Here is a 22,002-nt window from a genome sequence, read left to right on the forward strand (position 1 = left end):
CCTTTTCGCATAATCGTAAGTCATAGATGCCTTCAAGGTAAAAACATGATTATTTCTTATATAATGTTAATGTGATGTTATAAATAAGAGATCTTAAAAAATATTCTAAAAAGTCATCACAGAAAGAACACAAATATCAAAATTAGATATTTTAATATTGGCTTTTCATCTCATAATTACACATTTAGAATAAACAAAACAATTTGGGTAAATTTTTATAATAATTTATGCTCTCTCTCGCGATGAGAACGATTTCGATTAGATTTTAACGCTGCCAACTCACCGAAAAATAATGGTAATCATTTGAATTTCCATTTTTTTACTCTTTATTAAACTTAAAATGCTAATCATGAAAAAACAATTAGCAAAAACTTGGTTCAGATCACACTTTATGGAGTAAATCACCTAAAACCCCCCTCTATATCAAATTTATCTCCGGTACTATTCGCTATAATTCCCAGCATGATAAGTCATTATTAGCTATTATATTATTTACTAATTAAAAAAGAGAGTTTTGCAGACCGGTATTCACTGGTGCTGACAAATAAATAGCTAAGTATCAAAAGTATTTAAAAGAATTTATCAATTTACACTTGAACAATGGAGAAGCGCAGTGCAAACCTTCAATGCCGATCTAGCGATTATCGGGGCCGGGGGCGCAGGCTTACGTGCAGCGATTGCTGCCGCAGAAGCAAATCCCAACATCAAGATTGCTCTGATCTCAAAAGTTTACCCTATGCGTAGCCATACCGTGGCCGCAGAGGGGGGATCAGCCGCAGTGACTCAGGCTCATGACTCCTATGACTATCATTTTAATGATACTGTTGCAGGTGGTGACTGGCTGTGTGAGCAAGATGTCGTCGAATATTTCGTCGAACACTGCCCAACAGAAATGACCCAACTGGAACTATGGGGCTGCCCTTGGAGCCGTAAACCAGATGGTTCAGTTAACGTTCGCCGCTTTGGTGGAATGAAAATTGAACGTACTTGGTTTGCTGCTGACAAAACCGGCTTCCATATGCTTCATACTCTTTTTCAAACATCATTAAAATACCCACAAATTCAGCGCTTTGATGAACATTTCGTTCTGGACATCATTGTGGATGAAGGCCAAGTACGCGGTCTGGTTGCCCTCAATATGATGGAAGGCACCAAAGTTCAGATCCGCGCAAATTCTATCGTTATGGCTACGGGTGGTGCTGGCCGTGTTTATCGCTACAATACCAATGGCGGTATTGTGACGGGTGATGGTATGGGGATGGCTTTCCGCCATGGTGTGCCACTGCGTGACATGGAATTTGTTCAATATCACCCAACAGGTCTTCCTGGCTCAGGGATTTTGATGACTGAAGGTTGTCGTGGTGAAGGTGGGATCCTCGTTAACAAAGATGGTTATCGTTATCTTCAAGATTACGGAATGGGACCAGAAACCCCTCTCGGTAAACCTGAAAATAAATATATGGAACTAGGTCCACGAGACAAAGTTTCACAAGCTTTCTGGCACGAATGGCGTGCTGGACGCACTATCAGCACTCACCGTGGTGACGTCGTCTATCTGGATCTCCGCCACCTAGGTGCAGAAAAACTCCATGAACGTCTACCATTTATTTGCGAGCTGGCAAAAGCTTACGTTGGTGTTGACCCTGTCACCGACCCAATTCCTGTGCGTCCAACAGCTCACTATACAATGGGTGGTATCGAAACAGATCAAAACTGTGAGACTCGCATCAAAGGCCTATTCGCTGTTGGTGAATGTTCATCAGTCGGTCTGCACGGTGCAAACCGCTTAGGCTCCAACTCATTAGCTGAGCTGGTGGTATTTGGTCGCTTAGCCGGTGAGCAAGCTGCAAAACATGCAGCGGAAGCCACACCTGCGAATGCAAGCGCTATCGAAGCACGTACTCGCGATATCGAAGAAAATCTCAATCAACTTCTCAACCAAAAAGGTAAAGAAAGTTGGTCGAAAATTCGTGATGAAATGGGAATATCAATGGAAGAAGGCTGCGGTATCTACCGTACACCTGAGCTAATGCAAAAAACTGTTGATAAGATCGCTGAATTGAAAGAGCGCTTTAAACACGTTGAGATTAGTGACCATAGTAGCGTCTTCAATACTGATCTTCTTTACACCATCGAACTCGGATTTGGTTTGGATGTTGCCGAGTGTATGGCTCATTCTGCGATTAACCGTAAAGAGTCACGTGGTGCACACCAACGTCTCGACGAAGGCTGCACAGAGCGTGATGATGTGAACTTCTTAAAACACACATTGGCATTCTATAATCCCGAAGGCGCACCTCGCCTTGAATACAGTGATGTGAAGATTACTAAATCTCAGCCAGCAAAACGTGTATATGGTGCAGAAGCTGAAGCTCAAGACAAGGCAAAGAAGGAGCAAGCTAATGGATGATATGAAACACTTAAAAATGGAGATCATGCGCTACAATCCAGAAACGGATAATGAGCCCCATTTAGTGGCATATGATGTCCCTTATGATGAGCAAACCTCGTTGCTGGATGCTTTAGGTTACATTAAAGATAACCTTGCGCCTGATCTGTCTTACCGCTGGTCGTGCCGTATGGCGATTTGCGGTTCTTGCGGCATGATGGTTGACAGCGTACCAAAACTGGCCTGTAAAACATTCTTACGTGATTATCCAGAAGGGTTAAAAGTCGAGCCATTAGGTAACTTCCCAATCGAGCGCGATTTGGTTGTTGATATGACTCACTTTATCGAACGCTTAGAGGCGATCAAACCTTATATTATTGGTAACGATAGAAAGCCGTCAGAAGGGCCAAATAAGCAAACCCCAGCACAGATGGCAAAATACCATCAGTTCTCTGGCTGTATTAACTGCGGCCTATGCTACGCAGCTTGCCCACAATTCGGACTAAACCCTGAATTTATTGGGCCAGCTGCGATCACATTAGCAGAGCGCTACAATCTTGATAACCGTGACCATGGTGCGAAAGAACGTATGCCATTGTTAAATGGTGATAACGGTGTCTGGAGCTGTACGTTTGTAGGCTACTGCTCTGAAGTCTGTCCTAAGCATGTCGACCCTGCTGCGGCAATTCAACAAGGTAAAGTAGCTAGTGCACAAGACCTTGTTATCGCCATGCTGAAGCCACGATAAGGAGAATTGAAGTCATGACAACAAAACGTAAACCCTACGTCAGGGAAATGAAAGGCGACTGGTGGCAAAAGCTGGGTTTTTATCGCTTTTATATCATGCGTGAAAGTACTTCCGTACTGCAAGTTTGGTTCAGTCTACTGGTGCTATACGGTGTATTTGCATTGAAAGGTGGCCCTGAATCATGGGCTGGCTTTGTGGGTTTCTTGCATAACCCAATCGTTTTGATCATTAACATTATTACGTTAGCAGCAACACTACTACATACCACGACATGGTTTAAGTTAGCCCCGAAAGCTGTCGCGATTATTGTTAAAGATAAAAAAATGCCAGATGAGCCAATTGTAAAAGGCTTTTGGGCATTAACCATTATTGTTACCGCTGCGATTTTAGCCATCGCGCTACTATTTTAATCCAAGGAGGATCAGATGAATCTAACGCCTAAACGTTCCGATGAACCGATTTTCTGGGGATTATTTGGTGCCGGTGGTATGTGGAGCGCGGTGATTGGCCCTGCAATTATTATCTTACTTGGGATTTTAATTCCACTAGGTGTCGCACCAGAAATGCTCAGCTATGAACGCATTATGGCATTCTGCTCCAGCTTTATTGGACGAGTGTTCTTATTACTGATGATCATTTTGCCGGTATGGTGTGGTATGCACCGTATTCACCACACACTGCATGACTTTAAAGTGCATGTCCCTGCGTCAAAATGGGTTTTCTATGGTGCTTCAGCGATCATTTCTGTAATTGCAGTGATTGGTGTATTTACACTGTAAGTAACACATAAGTACCTATTGATAAAAGCAGCGGCTAGATACATATCTAACTGCTGCTTTTTTATTATCTAGGCAGTCTGCGGTTTCGGTAGCCGATTTGATACTAATAATGTCAAATAACATAAAGCAACAAAACCACCAACATACGTTAAATACATGCCAATTAAAGAATTATCATAAGAACCTTCTAAGATTTCATTCTTTATATCCATGGCAATAACCTTAATATTTAAGTTAAACCTAGTGGAAATCATAAAATATAGACCGTACTGAAAATGTTAAGCGAATAAAACAAATATCAACACAGTCTAGATATTATTTTTAATTAATAATATTTATAAAAACTGGCCAGCCGTTCTAACCCAACTAATATTATTCCATGTTCGGTCATTGTCTTGCGCAGTTCTTCAAGTGACGCATCAGAACAACCTAGTTTTTCTTTAATACGTTGAATTCGTTTTAGCTCGATAGCATCTGTACACCCTTGCATCACACTAATTTCACTAATCCGGCAGTTTGATAACAGTAATCTCAGTGTTACTGCCTCTCTGTAGTTAAAGGATATATTGCCAAAACGAATAAATTTCTGAGTATCGATTAACCCAGCTCGCTGTTGGTCGTCATCTAATAACGAAAACTGTCTCGCTTCTATATTGGCTCTTAATGGTAAAGCCAGACTTTGATTTTTCTGCCATGTTTGGTGTGCATAATCTGAGATATCTGCGCGATGAAAGTAGATATCCATAAGTTCATCAACCGAAAGAACTCTTTTTGAACTAATAGATAAGATCTTATAAACATTTCCATAGTTGTTGCAGTAATCAATTTTAAAACCATTTTTTTCTGTTTTTGCAAATGTATTTCTATAACTCTCGGTATAACCATCCCAATATTGGAAACCAACTTCTAGCCTTTCACTTATCAGTAGATCTAAGTCATCCTCCCAATAGGTTAATAACCATTCATAATTATTTGAAATAATTTTAACTTCCTTATATTCAATATCAATACTCGTAAAATTCAAATCAATATCATTCCAATCAAAATAATCTTCAAAATGTTTTTTAAAATTTGAACAAGCCGTTTCTAATGCATGATATCTGATATTCATAAAAATCCTTTTCTATCACTTTATTAATTAAAATTTAAATAAATTGTGAGTAATAATTAGCATAAAAACCATAACTAATAATAATTAACTAAAAAATTTTCATACATGTACTTCTTGATAACTTTATCACTCTATTTATTTTTAAAATATGCAATAAAAATTCCCCTTGAATTTCTATATCATGGAAAATCAATCAGCGTATCAAGGCATGCCAATGTCACACCGTGATCTCTTAAAGCTTTAAATAAACCACTCGGTGATGCATGAGGGCAACCTAACTTATCTTTAATATTTTGAATACGTTTATGTTCTGACATTTCAGAGCAACCCTGGATATAACTGATCTCTTTCACTCGGCAATGAGATAATAACATTTTGATCGTTAACATTTCTTTAGCCGTAAAACGAATATCACCAAAACGCATATATTGATGATTAATTAGTTGCTCGTCTCGTTTACTATCAAAATTATTGGTAGGAAGTGGGATATCCGCTCTCATCGGTAAAGCAATATCTGGGTTTTTCTTCCATACTTGATATGCATAATCGGAGATTATTGGCCGATACTTATAAATACTAGCCATATCCGATAACGAAAATTGCCTATTAGTATTAACTGTTATCATCTCAAAAGTGTCATTTTTACTCTGACAAAAATCAACTTTTAGATTTCTTTTATCCGCCTTCGCTAAGGTTCTTTTAAACGATTCAGAATAATTATTCCAATACTGAATTCCTGGTTTCAGTCTTTCTTTAAGGAGTAAATCTAAATTATCATCCCAGCAAATCAATTGCCATTCATAATTATTAGATATAATATAAATCTTTCTATTTTTAACATCCACACGAAAGAAAGTTACATCAATATCATTCCAATCAAAATGATTAATAAACTCTTTTTTTAAATTCAAACATGTTTTCTCTAATAAATGACTTTTTATATCCATGACAACCTCTTATATAATTTTAATTTAATGTTGATTTAGGTAATCGATAAACCACAAATCGACTTACACCGCAAAAAGCTAAAAAAACACCAACAAAAAGTAAATTAATTTCAACTAAATAATTAATAACTAAAGGTGTAATCCCTCCCAATACTGTCGCTGCAATATTAAAACCAAATGCTAATGTCGCAACCTTTCCTTGCGCTACTTGTGATAGCATGTAAGAAAAATTACAGAGGATCATCGCTGCATAAATAGTCATAATAGTCTGAGAAAGTATGAGGAAGATGACAGAGTGATGACTAATCGCAATATAGAGAGGAACTGATAAAATTATCATTCCCGATACACCCAAATTAAATACCTTTTCTGGTGAACTATATTTATCTGTCAACCAACCACATAGCAACATACATATTAATAATGAACACGATAGTGTTATGCCATAAATATTTTTTAGATCTGTAATCTGTATTTTTTCAATAATAATAGAAGCGGAGATATTTTGAGCGAAGAAAATAACCGTACCCGGTATTGTCAGCAGAAAAATATGACTAGCTTGTAACCAATTAATTGCCTGTTCCTCTTTTGCTACCAGAGGCTGATGAGGTAATTTAGCTCTAAACCAAAAACTTATCACTATGTTGACAACGCCAAGTAGCAAAGGGATCCGCCACCCTATAGACTGCATTGTTTCAGGTGTTAAAACTCGTTCTAAAATAAAAACCAAACTCAGCGAAAGAATAACGCCTAGAACTGAGCTACCACTAATAATTGATGATACTTTAGCTTGCTCATGATGAGTTGTGCTTGCAAATAAGTATGTGATTAAAGAGGGGTATTCACCTGCAAAGCTCAAGGATAAAGCCATTTGTAAAACCAAAATCGCCATTGGCGTATAAGCCCCCAATAACTCAATCGGTAATAAAGCCATACACAGCGTTGCAGTGCCTGTAATTAAACTCGTTAATATCAAAGCAGGCTTCTTGCCGACTCTATCTGCGTAACGTCCTATCACGTAACCACCGACAGGACGGACAATAAAGCGTAATGCAAATATTCCCCATACCATCTCGGTTGCTTGAGCATATCCTAAACGTTCTAACTCAGCACTTAAATACATAGATATCGCGGCAAATACGGCAACATCGTAATACTCCAATGTATTGCCTAGTGCAGCCCCAAACCTAAATCTCCATTTCATTTTCTATTTCCCTAGTATTCAATTGATATGTGTTACTAAGTTAGACTCACTAATGTCGAGGTATTCCAACGTCATGCATGCTCTTTAAATGCTTTAAATAAACGACTTGGCAAGACATGAGGGCAACCTAATTTTTTATCTTTTTTCTATACCTCATATAGTTAGCTTTGATTTTTCAGTATCATCACTTTATTTTGCAAAACATTTGATAGCATTGCCGTCAAGCAACATAATGCAATAAATACACCGACATAGGTTAAATTAAATTCAACTAAGTAACTGATAATTAATGGCGTTATCCCTCCAACTAACACGCCATTTAAATTTAAACCAATACCTAACGTTGTCGCCTGCCCACCAGAAGCTCTAACCATTTGATCAGCGACATTGCACCAAACCATAGAAAATAAAACTGTTATTATTAATTGAGAAATAATAATTAGTTCAATAACGCCACTCTGCATAATAAAATACAAAGGTATAGAAAAAATAATCACACTAAAAATACCAACATTAAATACTCTTACTGAATAACTGTATTTATCTGTTAGATATGAGCAGACAATCATAGTGACTAATAATAAACTAGCCGAAATCATGCCATAAATATTTTTATAATCACCCAATTGTAAGTGTTCAACAATTAATGATGATGAAACATTTTGTACATAAAAAGTGACCATTGCTGGTGTGCTCACTAAAAATACATGCAATGCCCGAGACCAATCTATAGATCGTTCATGCATTGGGACTACAGGCTGGTTGGGTAATTTGGCTCGGAACCAAAAACTAATCGCTATATTGATAGTTCCTAAAAACAAAGGGATCCGCCAACCTATAGTTTGCATCATTTCATGGGTTAAAATATTTTCTAATGTGAATACTAGACCTAATGAAACAACGACCCCTAATAATGAGCTTCCACCCGATAGAGAAGATAACCGAGAACGCTCATTATCTGGGGTATCATTGATTAAATAGGTAATTAATGATGGATATTCGCCTGCATAGCTAAATGAAAGTGCCATTTGGATGAACAAGATAGTTATTGGAGTATAAGAACCAAGCCATTGAATAGGTAATAATGCCATGCAAAGTGTTGCTGTTCCTGTTATTAGGCTTGTCAGGATCAATGCTGGTTTTTTTCCTACTTTATCCGCATAGCGCCCTATCAAATATCCACCTATAGGACGAATTAAAAAACGTAAAGCAAAAATTCCCTATACCATTTCTGTGGCTTGTGAATACCCTAAACGCTCTAACTCTGCCGTTAAATACACGGATATCGCCGCAAATACGGCAATATCATAATATTCAAGCGCATTGCCTAAAGCCACACCAAATCGAAATTTCCATTTCATTTTTAATATCCTATATCCATAGATAAATATTGATTAAAAAATACTATTACAATTTGTAGTTAATATCTTTATTTATTAAATATCGTATATTATAAAATCTATTATTCTATACGCATCATTCTTCAAGTTTCAGGAATTTTCGTTAAAATATAAGGTACTAGGCTATACTCACAGAGTTTATCTATATTCTCCCGACTGTCCTCGCTTGTTGCCTATCTGAAATTTGTATTATTTAATAATATATCAGACTTTAATATTTAAATTATATTTTATGTATTTAAGCTTAATTTTTTTATCATGGCCGTTTTCTTTTTTATAAAGTTAGCTAATAAAGCAGTTGAACTGCAAAGTGCAATAAATGCCCCTACATACGCCAAATGTAGCTCCACTAGATAGTTAATGATTAATGGTGTTGTTCCGCCAATTATCACTCCTGTAAAATTGAAGCCAATTCCAAGAGTTGTTGCTTTCCCAGCAGAAGCACTAGCCATTTGATCGGCAGCATTACATAAAATCATTGCACAACATGCCGTTATCACTAATTGAGCTATAATAATAAGCTCAATAATGTCACTTTGCATAATGTAATACATAGGTATAGAGAGAATAACGATTCCCCAAACCCCAATGTTGAATGTTTTAATTGATGAGCTATATTTATCAGTTAGACACGCACATGTAATCATCATCAACAATAAGGAACTAGATGAAATTATTGCATAAGTATTTTTATATACATCTAATTGCAAGTGTTCGATAATTAATGACGAGGAAATATTTTGCACATAAAAAGTTGCTGCTGCCGGCACGCCTAATAAAAAAACATATAGTGAACGTGACCAATCTATTGACTGATAACCTTCTGAAGAGACAGGTTGATTAGGTAATTTAGCTCGAAACCAAAAACTAACCGCAATATTAACAGCCCCAACCAGTAAAGGAATACGCCACCCCACGGCTTGCATCATTTCGTAACTTAATAATTTTTCTAATATAAATACTAACCCTAATGAAATAATAACGCCTAATAATGAGCTACCTGAGGCTAGAGAAGAGACTCGTGATCGCTCCGTTGAAGATACATCATTGAGCAAATAAGTCACCAAAGAAGGGTATTCGCCCGCGAAACTAAACGAAAGAGCCATTTGAATAATTAAAATAGCTATAGGTGTATAATGACCAAGCCATTGGATTGGTAAAAATGCCATACAAAGTGTTGCTATACCGGTAATCAAGCTAGTTAGGATCAACGCTGGTTTTTTTCCAACCCTATCTGCATAGCGCCCTATTATATAGCCACCTATAGGACGAATTAAAAAACGTAAAGCAAAAATTCCCCATACCATTTCTGTTGCTTGTGAATATCCTAAACGCTCTAACTCTGCACTCAAATACATTGATATTGCTGCAAACACAGCAATATCATAATATTCAAGTGCATTGCCCAAGGCAGCGCCGCATCGAAATTTCCATTTCATACCTTTTTCCCTTTTCATCACTTTGAATAATATAATGTTTCATGCTCAATCTATGACTCCGCATGCATTGATTAAATCTAAATAATAAACGTATCTAGACAAGCTAGTGTTATGCCGTACTCTTTTAATGCTTTAAATAAGCCACTTGAAGAGACATATGGACACCCTAATTTTTCTTTAATATTTTTAATCCGTTTAATTTCTGATGCATCAGAGCATCCCTGAATAGCACTAATTTCTTTTATCTGATAATGGGATAAAAATAGACGTATTGTAATTAATTCCTTTCGCGTAAATCGAATGTTACCAAATCGCATGTATCCATGTATATCAATTAGCTTACTTTTTTGTTTTATACCTTTTGATAATTCAATAGGAACTTCCTCTATTTTAGCTCTTAATGGTAAAGTGACATTTGGATTATTCCTCCATATTTTATATGCGTAATCAACAATTACTGGTTTATATTGGTAAATCTTCATTATATCTAAAGGGGGAATTTCACTTTTCGAATTTATTGTCATAATTTCAATTACATCGCCATGTATGTCACAGAAATCAATTTTCAACTTTCTCTTACTCGCTCTTTCTAATGTTCTTTTAAAAGCTTCAGAATAATCTCTCCAATATTGTATTCTTGCATTTAATCTCTCATTAACTAATAAATCAAGATCATCATCCCAACACATTAATTGCCATTCATAATTATTAGATATAATATAAACTTCTTTCTTTTTTATATTTAAATGATTAACCGTGATATCTATTTCATTCCAATCAAAACAGTTATAAAACTCTTTAGATAAATTCGAGCATGATTTTTCTATTGAACTATTTTTTATATCCATAATTTCATCCTTACACATTGAAACTAATTTAGTTTTAGCATTTTCAATGTTAATGGGAATAATCCACATAACGATAAAAACATACCTACATAAATCAGATTAATATCAACTAAATAACTTATAATTAATGGTGTCATTCCACCGACAAGAGTCGCTGTCAAATTAAATCCAACGCCAAGTATTGTGACTTCCCCACCAGAGGCTCTAACTAATTGATCGGCGACATTACACCAAATCATTGAAATATATATGGTAATAAAAAACTGTGATACCAAAATAGTTTCAAAGCTTCCATTATTCATAGCATAATAAATGGGTATAGAAAAAATAACTAATCCCATAACCCCCATATTAAAAACTCTTTCAGGTTTACTATATTTGTCAGTAAGCCATGAACAAATAATCATTGCGACTAATAGTAAGCCAGTTGATAGCATTCCATAAATACGTTTAAGTTCAGGATTTTTAAAATACTGAGAGACTAAAGATGGAGATATGCTCTGTGTATAAAAAGTGGCACTTGATGGGATTGCAATTAGAAAAACATAAAAGCAATTGCGCCATTTTACTACAGTATGATCAGTTTTTATTATAGGTTGGTCTGGTAGTTTTGCTCTAAACCAAAAGCTCACAAGAACATTTACAATCCCCAATAATAAAGGAATCCGCCAACCTATAGATTGCATTAACTCAGGCTCTATGATTTTTTCTAATACAAAAACTAATCCAAAAGCAATAAAAAAACCCAATAATGAGCTCCCAGCAGAAAGTGTAGACACTTTTGAACTTTCATTACTGTTTGCTCCACTAAATAAATAGGTAATTAATGATGGATATTCACCCGCAAAACTAAAAGAAAGGGCTACCTGAAGAATAAATATTACAATTGGTGTATAAACACCAAGAGTTTCAATAGGAATTAAAGCCATACAGAATGTGGCCACCCCCGTAATGACTGTGGTCAGAATGAGTGCTGGCTTTTTACCTACCCTATCCGCATAACACCCAATAATATAGCCACCAAGAGGCCTAATCATATAACGTAGTGCAAAAATACCCCAGACTATTTCTGTCGCTTGGTGATAACCCAAACGTTTCAGTTCAGCGCTAAGATACACTGAAACTGCTGCAAAAACAGCAATATCGTAATGTTCTAACATATTTCCTAACGCAGCACCGAATCGAATTTTCCATTTCATATATTATCCTAAATTTATATTTTTAATATAAGCGTTTCATTGGAAATTGAAATAATTTCATTATGGACAATTAACTAAAATACCTAAACATGCTTGCGTGATACCATGATTTTTAAGAGCCTTAAATAAACCACTTGAAGAAGCATTAGAACAGCCTAATTTGTCCTTAATGTTTTGAATTCGCTTAACTTCTGATGCGTCTGAACAACCTTGAATTGTACTGATTTCTTTTATTTTGCAATGAGATAGAAATAATCCAATAGTAACCATCTCTTTACGTGTAAAACGAATCTTGCCAAATCTCATATGATGATATGTATCCAATAAATCTTTAGGGTTATTTTTAATCTCTTTTATTGCTTTATAAGATGATGGGATCCCTGCTCTAACCGGTAAAATGATATTTTCTCTTTTAAACCATATATTACGTGCATAGTCGGCTATAATCGGACGTGTTTGATAAATTTCCAAGGTATTTTCTAATGAAAGCAGTTTCTTAGAATTAATTGAAATTATCTCAAAAATATTGCCATACTTGTTGCAAATATCCAGTTTTACATTCCTTTTTTCTGTTTTAGCTAACGTTTTTTCATAAATTTCCGAATAATTACTCCAATACTGAAAACCTGGAGAGAGCCTTTCACTTAAATGCAGATCGAGATCGTCCTCCCAGCAAGTTAATAACCATTCGTAATTGTTAGATATATGATGAATTTCTTTATTAGCCAAATTAACATGGAAAAAAGTAACATCTACATCATTCCAATCGAAATAATAAGAAAAATATCGAGTGAAATTAGTACATATTTCTTCCAATGATTTGTTTTCTATATTCATTTTACCCCCCATCAATTAGAATTAATTATTCACATTAAAGGAGATATATCTTTAGCACATCAAAAATCAGATTCACAGTCCTTATTTATAAATATTTAAAAATAATTAATCTTTGTTTATTTTTATTATTAACAAAAAAGCACTAGTACATTTAATTAAACAAAGAATAATTATATTTGACATTTAATTATTCAATAACAAATGGAGGTATCATGAAAGAAGATTGGCATCCTGCAGATATCATTGCGGCAATAAAGAAAAAAGGTTCATCACTCTCCGCAGTATCACGCCTTGCTGGATTAAATTCATCCACATTGAGTAATGCTCTTGCTCGCCGTTGGCCTAAAGGCGAAAAAATTATTGCTGACTTCTTAGATTTACAACCCGCAGATATATGGCCTTCTCGTTATATTGAAAAACATCACAAGGTAAAAATTGAATATTGCGATATGCTGAAAACACAATATAAAATCATACCCAAATCAATCAATAATAAATCGTTGATTTGGGTGTTTTATTTACAGCAAGCGTCTAATTATATTTAATTATTAGCATTAGGTTAAAAGAAGCTGATCATACGTTTGATTCTCTTATCACTATTCTTTAAAGCAATATACAATACTGCCCTCACCGTTCTCCTCCCAATATGCTTGATAAACATTGGCCAAAGCTTACCAGCTAGGAGCAGCTGATACAGTTCTTAACATTTGCTCTTATCGCTAGCTAAATCATCCGTAGCCGCTAACGATCGTTTTCTATCACAGCAATATGAAAATAGAGATTATTTATATACCAACATGGATTAATGAGAAAAAGGATCACCACTCGCAGAACAGCCATATAATTCGAGTTGCAGGTAGGCGACAAGTGAAGATAGACGGGGAGCGTAGCGTAGTCACTTATACCTTAACAAAAGCCCTACAACTTGAAGTATGACGAGTATAAATGCAATCAGATTAAAAATAACATGCAAGAAAAGTACTATAATAAGTAAAATACAAGGTTTGTATTTCACTTATTATTAGAGGTTGCTAACTAGAGAGTTTCAAACCAATTAAGCCAATCACAATGCAGCCGAGGCTTAACAAACGGAATATATTCGCCGATTCACCAAGGAATATAATCCCTACAATCGCCGTGCCCACAGCACCAATACCAGTCCAAATTGCGTATGCAGTACCCGCGGGTAAATCACGCATGGCTGTGGCAAGTAACCCCATACTCGCAATAATCGCGATCGCAGTAATAACACTTGGTGTCAAACGAGTAAAACCATGAGAGTACTTTAAACCTACTGCCCAAACAATTTCTAATAAACCTGCACACAAAAGGATGATCCAAGCCACTCTTTTCTTCCATAATAGCCGGGGTCGTCCCCATTAATTAAAAGCGTCAATATTCAGGTCGTCCTGAAAACGCATGTGAAACAATATTATAAATATTCGAATTTGCTAGCTCAAGAGATAAAAAAATAACAAATTAACCACTATTTACCATAACAATTAACTTATTTTTACTTTATTTTAACTTGAAAGCACCTTTTCTATCGCCGATTGCCTCGTCCAAGAGTAGAGTAGAAAACTTATAGATGGCAACTATTGAGAAATGGCATGAGTTTCAAAGATATATTACTGGCACTTTGTGTGGTTATTATATGGGGCGTTAACTTTGTTATCATTAAACTCGGTGTAACAGCACTCCCTCCTCTATTACTTGGCGCGTTACGCTTTTTGTTTGTTGCGTTCCCCGCTATTTTTTTCTTTAAGCGCCCCAAGGTTCCACTAAAGCTACTACTAATCTATGGGCTAACGATTAGCTTTGGCCAATTTGCTTTCTTATTCTGTGCGATACGCGTTGGTATGCCAGCTGGGATCACATCTGTTATTCTCCAGTCGCAAGCTTTTTTTACTTTGCTGTTAGGTGCCATACTCTTAAAAGAGTCCCTGCAAATTACCCATTTTATTGGGATGCTAATTGCTGTTGCTGGACTCACGATTTTAGCCAAAGGTGCAACAACGGGTAGTTTAGATGATATTCCACTATTAGGCTTGATATTTACATTAATTGCTGGATTTTCATGGGCTTGTGGAAATATTACCAATAGAATGATCATGCAAAATCAAGGTAAAGAGAAATGCAGTGCCCTTTCATTAGTTAGCTGGAGCGCATTGATCCCAATCATTCCTTTTTTTGTCAGTTCATGGATTTTCGAAGGTGAGCAAGCCATTAGCCAAGGGCTAGCGGGTTTTAATTGGCCTGTTTTTGGTACCATCATTTACCTTGCATACCTGTCTACTTTTGTAGGATATGGGTTATGGGGGGTTTTATTGGGCCGTTATGAAGCTTGGAAAGTAGCACCATTTTCATTGCTCGTTCCATTATTTGGGTTAAGCAGTAGTGCATTATTCCTTGATGAGCATATTAATAGCATACAAATTGCTGGGCTAACATTAATTATGATGGGACTAATTATTACCTTATTTGGGAAAAAGTTAATTCAATACTTAAGAAAAGCCTAATTCATATATAAAAATAGGGGAAATTCCTCCCCCTATTTAGCACGTTAAATACTCTAGCCTTGATTTCACTATTAGAAAACCAAATTAGTTTATTACTCTAACTTTACTTATTCATTCAGCATTATCAATAAGCATCACCTACCTCTTTAGCTTAAAACAAAATAAAATCCAGAAAATTTCTATAAATTAGTGATATTAATTGCAGTTATTAAATTTATTTACTTTTACGGGATGGTTTCACGTTTTAGCTATTTTGCCTTTCTGCTAACTCAAGCTATATGTGTCATTAGCATCACAATAATTGATAACGGTTTGATTATGAAACGGATGGGGTGGCTATGGGTAAACAATTAATTTGGATTGTGCTCGCGGTACTTGGCGCTTTTGCGCTCGGTTACATCGCATTAAATCGAGGCGAGCAAATAAATGCGTTATGGATAGTGGTTGCTGCTGTCTGTGTCTATTTAATCGCTTATCGCTACTATGGGTTGTTTATTGCCAAAAAAGTGCTGCAAGTCGATGAAACACGTATGACTCCATCAATTCGCCACAATGATGGCTTAGACTATGTACCTACCGATAAAAAAGTCTTATTTGGCCACCATTTTGCCGCGATCGCTGGAGCTGGGCCACTTGTAGGGCCAGTCTTGGCAGCACAAATGGGCTACTTACCCGGTATGCTATGGTTACTGGCTGGAGTCGTACTAGCCGGTGCTGTTCAAGATTTTATGGTGCTTTTTGTCTCAACTCGGCGCGATGGTCGCTCTCTTGGCGAACTCGTTAAAGAAGAGATGGGAAATACGGCGGGAATTTTAGCACTTATCGCCTGTTTTATGATTATGGTGATCATCCTTGCGGTACTTGCGATGATCGTAGTAAAAGCCTTAACTCATAGCCCTTGGGGTACTTATACCGTTGCCTTCACCATCCCTCTCGCCATTTTTATGGGAATTTACACCCGCTATATCCGCCCAGGCCGAATTGGTGAAGTTTCAATTATTGGCCTAATATTTCTGGTTTTTGCGATCATCTCTGGAGGCTGGGTCGCTGAAAGTGAAACGTGGGCACCTTATTTTGATTATACAGGCGTACAATTAACGTGGATGTTGGTTGGCTATGGTTTTATCGCAGCGGTCTTGCCAGTTTGGTTGTTATTGGCACCGCGTGACTACCTCTCAACATTCTTAAAAATTGGTACCATTATCGGTCTCGCAATCGGTATTCTCATTTTAAATCCAAATCTGCAAATGCCATCACTAACTAAGTTTATTGATGGTACTGGTCCTGTTTGGGCTGGTGATTTGTTCCCATTCTTATTTATTACTATTGCTTGTGGCGCAGTATCCGGTTTCCACGCACTGATTGCATCGGGCACCACCCCTAAAATGTTGGCTAACGAAAACCAAGCATGTTTTATCGGCTATGGTGGAATGTTAATGGAGTCTTTTGTTGCTATCATGGCGCTGGTTGCAGCTTGTGTGATTGACCCAGGTGTTTATTTTGCCATGAACAGCCCATTAGCCATGCTAGCGCCAGCCGGAACAGAAGACGTAGTCTCGTCAGCTGCGCAAGTTGTCAGTAGCTGGGGCTTCCACATCACACCTGATCAGCTCACTAATATTGCCAACGAAGTCGGAGAGAAAAGTATCATCTCTCGTGCAGGGGGTGCGCCAACACTCGCTGTAGGTATGGCCTATATTCTTCATGGTGCCCTTGGTGGGTTAATGAATGTTTCTTTCTGGTACCACTTTGCTATCTTGTTCGAGGCATTATTTATTTTGACTGCGGTAGATGCAGGAACACGAGCCGCACGCTTTATGTTACAAGATTTATTAGGCGTAATCTCTCCTTCCTTGAAACGTACAGATTCATTACCTGCAAACCTTATCGCAACGGCATTGTGCGTCCTAGCTTGGGGCTACTTCTTGCATCAAGGGGTTGTCGATCCACTCGGTGGTATCAACACGCTATGGCCTCTGTTCGGTATTGCCAACCAAATGCTTGCGGGTATGGCTCTGATGCTTTGCGCAGTGGTTCTGTTCAAGATGAAGCGTCAGAGATACGCTTGGGTTGCTTTAGTCCCCACCGCATGGCTACTGATATGTACTATGACTGCTGGATGGGAGAAAACCTTCAGTGAAGATGCTCGTGTTGGTTTCTTAGCTGTTGCCAATAAATTCCAAGCAATGATTGATAGTGGTAATATTCCATCTCAATATACCGAGTCACAGCTAGTACAATTGATTTTTAATAACCGTTTAGATGCTGGGCTAACTATTTTCTTTATGATTGTTGTAGTGCTACTCGCACTATTCTCAATCCGTACGGCTTTGAAGGCATTAAACACCTCTGAGCCTAGCGCCAATGAAGTCCCCTATGAGCCTATGCCTGCTAACTATAAAGAAATTGTAGCAAATACACGACACCACTAGTTGATTTGACTAGTTAGGAGGTAAATATGTTTGGTTCACTTGGTAATGCAGCTCGCTACTTAGGGCAAGCTGCAAAAATGATGATTGGTGTGCCTGACTATGATAATTATGTTGCACATATGCAGCTTAATCATCCAGATCAGACACCGATGACCTATGAAGAGTTCTTTAAAGATCGCCAAGATGCTCGTTATGGCGGCAAAGGTGGTTTTAAGTGCTGCTGAGTTAATACCAATTTAAGTACAAAAAACTGTTATGTTTGAAATGGCCCTCAGTGGTTGGATAACCAATACTGGGGGTCTTTTTATAGCAAAATATAATCACAATTTAAAAATGACGATCACAAGCAAATCCTTCCATCACTGCATGTGATTACCATCAACACTCTTAGGTAATTCTTGTTTTCACGATCACCTATTTTCTTCAGTTAATGGCGCTATTTGGGATCGTGATGATCAAAACTCCTCGGAAGCACTACCGTTATCTAGGGCGTTTTTAGCTTATTTATCCCTTCGCCATCAGCCAATTCCATTCATCAGCTGTACTACAAAGCCGTAGAAAATACACACGCTAATTTTTAGCTAATAAAGCATTTTTAGTATTTTTGCGCGAGTTTTGTTTCTTTTGTGATCATTATCGTAGTGCAATAATTACAAATTGTACTACAATCATGAAAAATGATGAAGAATAATAAGTATATTGGTACTACAAAATTGAAGAAGAATTCAGCGTAAATGGTAAAGTAGAGCAGTACATATAACGCATAAGGACGACATATGACTCTCAACAAAACTGATCGCATCGTGATTACGCTAGGGAAACAAATTATCAGCGGTAAGTACGTGCCAGGTTCAGCATTACCCGCAGAAGCTGATTTATGTGAGGAATTTGAAACCTCACGCAACATTATTCGCGAAGTATTTCGCTCGCTGCTTGCGAAGCGACTAATCACCATCAAACGGTACTCTGGGGCATACGTTGCCTTAAGAAACCAATGGAATTACTTAGATACAGATGTTTTGCAATGGGTACTCGAACACGACTATGACCCACGGCTTATTACTGCCATGAGTGAAGTGAGGAATTTAGTTGAGCCAGCCATAGCGCGTTGGGCCGCTCAAAGGGCAACCTCAAGCGATTTAGCTGAAATTGAATCAGCGCTCAATGACATGATTGCCAACAATCAAAACAGAGAAGCTTTTAACGAAGCGGATATTCGCTATCACGAAGCGGTTTTGAAGTCGGTCGATAACCCAGTTTTACAACAGCTCAATGTTGCGATCAGTTCACTTCAACGAGCGGTATTTGAACGGACTTGGCGAGGTGATGAAGGCAACATGCCAAAAACTCTCCAAGAACATAAAGCGCTGTTTGATGCAATTCGGCATCAAGACAGTGATGCGGCAGAGCAAGCGGCATTGACGATGATCGCAAGCTCAACACAAAGGCTAAAGGAAATCACATGACAGCTCGCTACATCGTAATTGACTGGGGATCGACTAATCTACGTGCTTGGCTTTATCAAGATGACAAATGTCTAGCAAGTAAACAATCAGAAGCAGGTATTACGCGTCTGAATGGGAAATCTCCTCAAACGGTGTTAGCAGAAATGATAGGAAGTTGGCGAAATAGTGCCACCCCTGTAATTATGGCGGGAATGGTTGGGAGTAATGTAGGTTGGAAAGTTGCTCCTTATTTATCTGTTCCCACTCATTTCACTGCAATTGGAGAGCAATTAACCTCTGTTAGCGACAATATTTGGATCATTCCTGGCTTATGTGTTTCTCGTGAAGATAATCACAACGTAATGCGAGGAGAAGAAACTCAATTACTTGGCGCGCATGCACTCTCTCCATCTTCTGTCTATGTGATGCCTGGTACTCACTGTAAATGGGTTCAGGCTGACCGTGAGCAAATCCTTGATTTTCGAACCGTCATAACGGGTGAATTACATTATTTGCTACTGCACCATTCGTTAGTAGGGGCTGGTCTGCCAGAGCAACAACGCTGTGCTGATGCTTTTACTACGGGATTGGAGCAAGGTCTTTCTACGCCTTTAATTTTGCCGCAGCTCTTTGAAGTACGTGCTTCTCATCTATTAGGAACTTTACCGCGAGAGCACGTGAGCGAATTTTTATCTGGTCTGCTAATTGGTGCTGAAGTGATGTCAATGAGCCAACACTTTGATGATAAGCAGATCACTATCGTGGCTGGAGATGCGCTATCAAACCGCTACCAACAGGCATTCGGTGCAATAGGACGCAAATCTTCAGTCGTTTCTGGAGAGACGGCATTTTTAACAGGTATAAGGAGCATTGCTCATGCAGTGGCAAACTAATCTTCCCCTTATAGCCATCTTGCGAGGTATTCCCCCAAAAGATGCTATAGCACATGTCGGTGCCATTATTGAGGCAGATTTTGATGCAATTGAAATTCCGCTGAATTCCCCCGAATGGGAAAAAAGTATTCCTGCCATTTTAGACGCTTATGGTGATAAGGCTCTTATTGGGGCAGGAACAGTACTTAAACCTGAGCAAGTCAATCAGCTTGCTGATATGGGTTGTAAGCTAATCGTTACGCCAAATATACAGCCAGAGGTGATCCGTAGGGCTGTCAGTTTCGGTATGACAGTGTGTCCTGGATGCGCTACAGCAACGGAGGCTTTCACTGCACTTGATGCAGGTGCCCAGTCTTTAAAAATATTTCCATCTTCAACCTTCGGGCCAACATACATCAAAGCACTAAAAGCAGTACTTCCACCAGATATTCCTATTTTTGCTGTTGGCGGTGTCACACCTGAAAACTTAAAGCAATGGATAGAGGCAGGCTGTACGGGTGCTGGATTAGGTAGTGATCTTTATCGTGCTAATCAATCCATTGAGCGCACGGGAACACAGGCAGCAGCATTTGTTAAGGCGTATCGAGAGGCAGTGGAATGAAGATCACAAAACTTACTACATATCGTTTGCCCCCGCGTTGGATGTTTCTAAAAATTGAAACTGATGAAGGTATTGTTGGTTGGGGAGAACCTATTATTGAAGGCCGAGCACGTACAGTCGAAGCCGCAGTCCATGAGCTAAGTGACTACTTAATTGGTCAAGATCCTGCTCGTATTAATGATTTATGGCAAGTCATGTACCGCGCAGGCTTCTATCGCGGAGGCCCTATTATGATGAGTGCCATTGCAGGTATTGACCAAGCTCTGTGGGATATTAAAGGCAAAGTATTGAATGCACCTGTTTGGCAGCTTATGGGGGGCTTAGTACGCGATAAAATCAAAGCTTACAGCTGGGTGGGTGGAGATAGACCCGCGGAAGTCATTGATGGAATAAAAAAATTACGAAACATTGGTTTTGATACTTTCAAACTCAATGGCTGCGAAGAAATGGGATTAATTGATAGTCACCATAAAATCGATGCGGCTGTCGCCACTGTGGCACAAATACGTGAAGCATTTGGTCATGATATTGAATTTGGGCTTGATTTCCATGGGCGAGTCAGTGCGCCAATGGCAAAAGTCTTAATTAGTGAGTTAGAACAATACCGTCCTTTATTTATTGAAGAGCCCGTATTAGCCGAGCAAGCGGAATATTACCCACGATTAGCCGCACAAACTTCGATTCCATTGGCAGCAGGCGAACGCATGTACTCACGCTTTGATTTTAAACGCGTGCTAGATGCAGGTGGCTTAGCGATTTTGCAACCAGATTTATCACATGCTGGCGGCATAACTGAATGCTATAAAATTGCAGGTATGGCAGAAGCTTATGATGTCGCATTAGCGCCACATTGCCCTTTAGGCCCAATCGCTTTAGCGGCTTGTTTGCACATTGATTTTATATCGCGCAATGCGATATTTCAAGAGCAAAGTATGGGAATCCATTATAACCAAGGTGCAGAGTTACTTGATTTTGTTAAAAATAAAGACGATTTCAACATGCAAGGTGGTTTCTTTATGCCATTAATGAAACCAGGCCTTGGCGTGGAGATTGATGAAGAAAAAGTGATTGAACTCAGTAAACAAGCCCCTGACTGGCGTAATCCTGTCTGGCGCCTCGAAGATGGTGTTATTGCCGAGTGGTAACAATTGAATTAATTCATTGAGTTATCAATATTAATCTTGTCTTCGTCAGGTGTTTTTCTCCTTTCG

At 38.1% G+C, this 22,002-nt stretch carries 22 protein-coding genes; 12 read left to right on the forward strand and 10 right to left on the reverse strand.

The window, feature by feature from the left end; genetic code table 11:
- Positions 1–613: 613 nt before the first annotated feature.
- Genes frdA through frdD form a run of 4 tightly spaced genes read left to right on the forward strand, consistent with a single transcriptional unit; the run spans position 614 to position 3,916 of the window.
- Positions 614–2,410, forward strand: coding sequence for a fumarate reductase (quinol) flavoprotein subunit (gene frdA, locus M1E96_RS17420; protein WP_140187597.1), 1,797 nt, complete (start codon positions 614–616; stop codon positions 2,408–2,410).
- On the forward strand, positions 2,403–3,137 hold the full coding sequence (locus tag M1E96_RS17425; RefSeq protein ID WP_070929006.1) for a succinate dehydrogenase/fumarate reductase iron-sulfur subunit: 735 nt from the start codon (positions 2,403–2,405) through the stop codon (positions 3,135–3,137). Before frdA ends, M1E96_RS17425 begins: the two co-directional genes overlap by 8 nt.
- A gap of 14 nt (positions 3,138–3,151) precedes the next feature.
- Entirely contained in the window at positions 3,152–3,547 is a 396-nt protein-coding gene (gene frdC, locus M1E96_RS17430; protein WP_319067092.1) for a fumarate reductase subunit FrdC, read from the forward strand.
- A gap of 15 nt (positions 3,548–3,562) precedes the next feature.
- Complete coding sequence (gene frdD / locus M1E96_RS17435; RefSeq protein WP_070929008.1) at positions 3,563–3,916, forward strand: fumarate reductase subunit FrdD; 354 nt, start codon at positions 3,563–3,565, stop codon at positions 3,914–3,916.
- A 325-nt stretch (positions 3,917–4,241) separates the two neighbouring features.
- Here frdD and M1E96_RS17440 read toward each other — a convergent pair whose 3' ends face one another.
- The 9 genes from M1E96_RS17440 to M1E96_RS17480 form a co-directional block, all read right to left on the reverse strand.
- Complete coding sequence (locus M1E96_RS17440) at positions 4,242–5,027, reverse strand: hypothetical protein (protein ID WP_272581269.1); 786 nt, start codon at positions 5,025–5,027, stop codon at positions 4,242–4,244.
- 179 nt (positions 5,028–5,206) lie between these two features.
- Positions 5,207–5,974: a hypothetical protein gene (locus M1E96_RS17445; protein WP_349489709.1), complete on the reverse strand. Its 768-nt coding sequence runs from the start codon at positions 5,972–5,974 to the stop codon at positions 5,207–5,209.
- Positions 5,975–5,993: 19 nt separating this feature from the next.
- The gene (locus M1E96_RS17450) at positions 5,994–7,178 is read right to left on the reverse strand and encodes an MFS transporter (RefSeq protein ID WP_272581271.1); all 1,185 of its coding nucleotides are present in this window, start codon (positions 7,176–7,178) and stop codon (positions 5,994–5,996) included.
- Positions 7,179–7,339: 161 nt separating this feature from the next.
- Positions 7,340–8,395 (reverse strand): MFS transporter, encoded by a 1,056-nt coding sequence (locus tag M1E96_RS17455; RefSeq protein WP_369427531.1) that lies wholly within the window; start codon positions 8,393–8,395, stop codon positions 7,340–7,342.
- Positions 8,396–8,398: 3 nt separating this feature from the next.
- Positions 8,399–8,539 (reverse strand): hypothetical protein, encoded by a 141-nt coding sequence (locus tag M1E96_RS17460; protein WP_369427231.1) that lies wholly within the window; start codon positions 8,537–8,539, stop codon positions 8,399–8,401.
- Between the two features lie 269 nt (positions 8,540–8,808).
- A complete protein-coding gene (locus tag M1E96_RS17465) occupies positions 8,809–10,017 on the reverse strand; it encodes an MFS transporter (protein ID WP_319067098.1) in 1,209 nt (402 codons plus the stop codon).
- Between the two features lie 77 nt (positions 10,018–10,094).
- Positions 10,095–10,865, reverse strand: a complete 771-nt coding sequence (locus M1E96_RS17470; protein WP_369427232.1) for a helix-turn-helix transcriptional regulator — start codon at positions 10,863–10,865, stop codon at positions 10,095–10,097.
- 23 nt (positions 10,866–10,888) lie between these two features.
- A complete protein-coding gene (locus M1E96_RS17475; protein ID WP_349489708.1) occupies positions 10,889–12,064 on the reverse strand; it encodes an MFS transporter in 1,176 nt (391 codons plus the stop codon).
- 60 nt (positions 12,065–12,124) lie between these two features.
- Complete coding sequence (locus M1E96_RS17480; protein ID WP_272581276.1) at positions 12,125–12,901, reverse strand: hypothetical protein; 777 nt, start codon at positions 12,899–12,901, stop codon at positions 12,125–12,127.
- A gap of 212 nt (positions 12,902–13,113) precedes the next feature.
- Between M1E96_RS17480 and M1E96_RS17485 the strand changes: the two genes are divergently transcribed.
- Positions 13,114–13,446, forward strand: a complete 333-nt coding sequence (locus tag M1E96_RS17485) for a helix-turn-helix transcriptional regulator (protein ID WP_349489707.1) — start codon at positions 13,114–13,116, stop codon at positions 13,444–13,446.
- A gap of 486 nt (positions 13,447–13,932) precedes the next feature.
- Here the strand turns inward: M1E96_RS17485 and sugE are convergent, their stop codons facing one another.
- The gene (sugE, locus tag M1E96_RS17490) at positions 13,933–14,247 is read right to left on the reverse strand and encodes a quaternary ammonium compound efflux SMR transporter SugE (protein ID WP_272581278.1); all 315 of its coding nucleotides are present in this window, start codon (positions 14,245–14,247) and stop codon (positions 13,933–13,935) included.
- Between the two features lie 264 nt (positions 14,248–14,511).
- On the opposite strand from sugE, the gene M1E96_RS17495 reads away from it, so the two are divergent.
- The 7 genes from M1E96_RS17495 (at position 14,512) to dgoD (ending at position 21,936) form a co-directional block, all read left to right on the forward strand.
- Positions 14,512–15,420 carry an EamA family transporter gene (locus M1E96_RS17495; RefSeq protein ID WP_369427233.1) on the forward strand — a complete coding sequence of 303 codons (909 nt, stop codon included), beginning with the start codon at positions 14,512–14,514 and terminating at the stop codon, positions 15,418–15,420.
- A gap of 338 nt (positions 15,421–15,758) precedes the next feature.
- Complete coding sequence (cstA, locus tag M1E96_RS17500; RefSeq protein WP_070925420.1) at positions 15,759–17,852, forward strand: pyruvate/proton symporter CstA; 2,094 nt, start codon at positions 15,759–15,761, stop codon at positions 17,850–17,852.
- A gap of 26 nt (positions 17,853–17,878) precedes the next feature.
- On the forward strand, positions 17,879–18,076 hold the full coding sequence (locus M1E96_RS17505; RefSeq protein ID WP_070925419.1) for a YbdD/YjiX family protein: 198 nt from the start codon (positions 17,879–17,881) through the stop codon (positions 18,074–18,076).
- A gap of 552 nt (positions 18,077–18,628) precedes the next feature.
- The gene (gene dgoR, locus M1E96_RS17510; RefSeq protein WP_140182985.1) at positions 18,629–19,318 is read left to right on the forward strand and encodes a D-galactonate utilization transcriptional regulator DgoR; all 690 of its coding nucleotides are present in this window, start codon (positions 18,629–18,631) and stop codon (positions 19,316–19,318) included.
- Positions 19,315–20,190: a 2-dehydro-3-deoxygalactonokinase gene (locus M1E96_RS17515; protein WP_319067104.1), complete on the forward strand. Its 876-nt coding sequence runs from the start codon at positions 19,315–19,317 to the stop codon at positions 20,188–20,190. Before dgoR ends, M1E96_RS17515 begins: the two co-directional genes overlap by 4 nt.
- Entirely contained in the window at positions 20,174–20,791 is a 618-nt protein-coding gene (locus tag M1E96_RS17520; RefSeq protein WP_349489706.1) for a 2-dehydro-3-deoxy-6-phosphogalactonate aldolase, read from the forward strand. Before M1E96_RS17515 ends, M1E96_RS17520 begins: the two co-directional genes overlap by 17 nt.
- Positions 20,788–21,936, forward strand: a complete 1,149-nt coding sequence (gene dgoD, locus M1E96_RS17525) for a galactonate dehydratase (RefSeq protein WP_349489705.1) — start codon at positions 20,788–20,790, stop codon at positions 21,934–21,936. The genes M1E96_RS17520 and dgoD overlap by 4 nt, the downstream gene beginning before the upstream one ends.
- Positions 21,937–22,002: the final 66 nt, after the last annotated feature.

This window comes from Providencia sp. PROV236 (assembly GCF_033676985.1).
GTDB lineage: Bacteria > Pseudomonadota > Gammaproteobacteria > Enterobacterales > Enterobacteriaceae > Providencia > Providencia manganoxydans.

What these genes read in the sequence shown, in the direction of transcription:
- M1E96_RS17445 (WP_349489709.1), bottom strand. Translation starts at nt 5,974, where the DNA reads ATGGATATAAAAAGTCATTTATTAGAGAAAACATGTTTGAATTTAAAA.
- M1E96_RS17450 (WP_272581271.1), bottom strand. Translation starts at nt 7,178, where the DNA reads ATGAAATGGAGATTTAGGTTTGGGGCTGCACTAGGCAATACATTGGAG.
- M1E96_RS17505 (WP_070925419.1), top strand. Translation starts at nt 17,879, where the DNA reads ATGTTTGGTTCACTTGGTAATGCAGCTCGCTACTTAGGGCAAGCTGCA.
- cstA (WP_070925420.1), top strand. Translation starts at nt 15,759, where the DNA reads ATGGGTAAACAATTAATTTGGATTGTGCTCGCGGTACTTGGCGCTTTT.
- frdD (WP_070929008.1), top strand. Translation starts at nt 3,563, where the DNA reads ATGAATCTAACGCCTAAACGTTCCGATGAACCGATTTTCTGGGGATTA.
- M1E96_RS17475 (WP_349489708.1), bottom strand. Translation starts at nt 12,064, where the DNA reads ATGAAATGGAAAATTCGATTCGGTGCTGCGTTAGGAAATATGTTAGAA.
- M1E96_RS17440 (WP_272581269.1), bottom strand. Translation starts at nt 5,027, where the DNA reads ATGAATATCAGATATCATGCATTAGAAACGGCTTGTTCAAATTTTAAA.
- frdC (WP_319067092.1), top strand. Translation starts at nt 3,152, where the DNA reads ATGACAACAAAACGTAAACCCTACGTCAGGGAAATGAAAGGCGACTGG.
- M1E96_RS17425 (WP_070929006.1), top strand. Translation starts at nt 2,403, where the DNA reads ATGGATGATATGAAACACTTAAAAATGGAGATCATGCGCTACAATCCA.
- M1E96_RS17515 (WP_319067104.1), top strand. Translation starts at nt 19,315, where the DNA reads ATGACAGCTCGCTACATCGTAATTGACTGGGGATCGACTAATCTACGT.
- M1E96_RS17520 (WP_349489706.1), top strand. Translation starts at nt 20,174, where the DNA reads ATGCAGTGGCAAACTAATCTTCCCCTTATAGCCATCTTGCGAGGTATT.
- M1E96_RS17480 (WP_272581276.1), bottom strand. Translation starts at nt 12,901, where the DNA reads ATGAATATAGAAAACAAATCATTGGAAGAAATATGTACTAATTTCACT.
- M1E96_RS17485 (WP_349489707.1), top strand. Translation starts at nt 13,114, where the DNA reads ATGAAAGAAGATTGGCATCCTGCAGATATCATTGCGGCAATAAAGAAA.
- dgoR (WP_140182985.1), top strand. Translation starts at nt 18,629, where the DNA reads ATGACTCTCAACAAAACTGATCGCATCGTGATTACGCTAGGGAAACAA.
- M1E96_RS17460 (WP_369427231.1), bottom strand. Translation starts at nt 8,539, where the DNA reads ATGAAATGGAAATTTCGATTTGGTGTGGCTTTAGGCAATGCGCTTGAA.
- M1E96_RS17495 (WP_369427233.1), top strand. Translation starts at nt 14,512, where the DNA reads ATGAGTTTCAAAGATATATTACTGGCACTTTGTGTGGTTATTATATGG.
- M1E96_RS17465 (WP_319067098.1), bottom strand. Translation starts at nt 10,017, where the DNA reads ATGAAATGGAAATTTCGATGCGGCGCTGCCTTGGGCAATGCACTTGAA.
- dgoD (WP_349489705.1), top strand. Translation starts at nt 20,788, where the DNA reads ATGAAGATCACAAAACTTACTACATATCGTTTGCCCCCGCGTTGGATG.
- M1E96_RS17470 (WP_369427232.1), bottom strand. Translation starts at nt 10,865, where the DNA reads ATGGATATAAAAAATAGTTCAATAGAAAAATCATGCTCGAATTTATCT.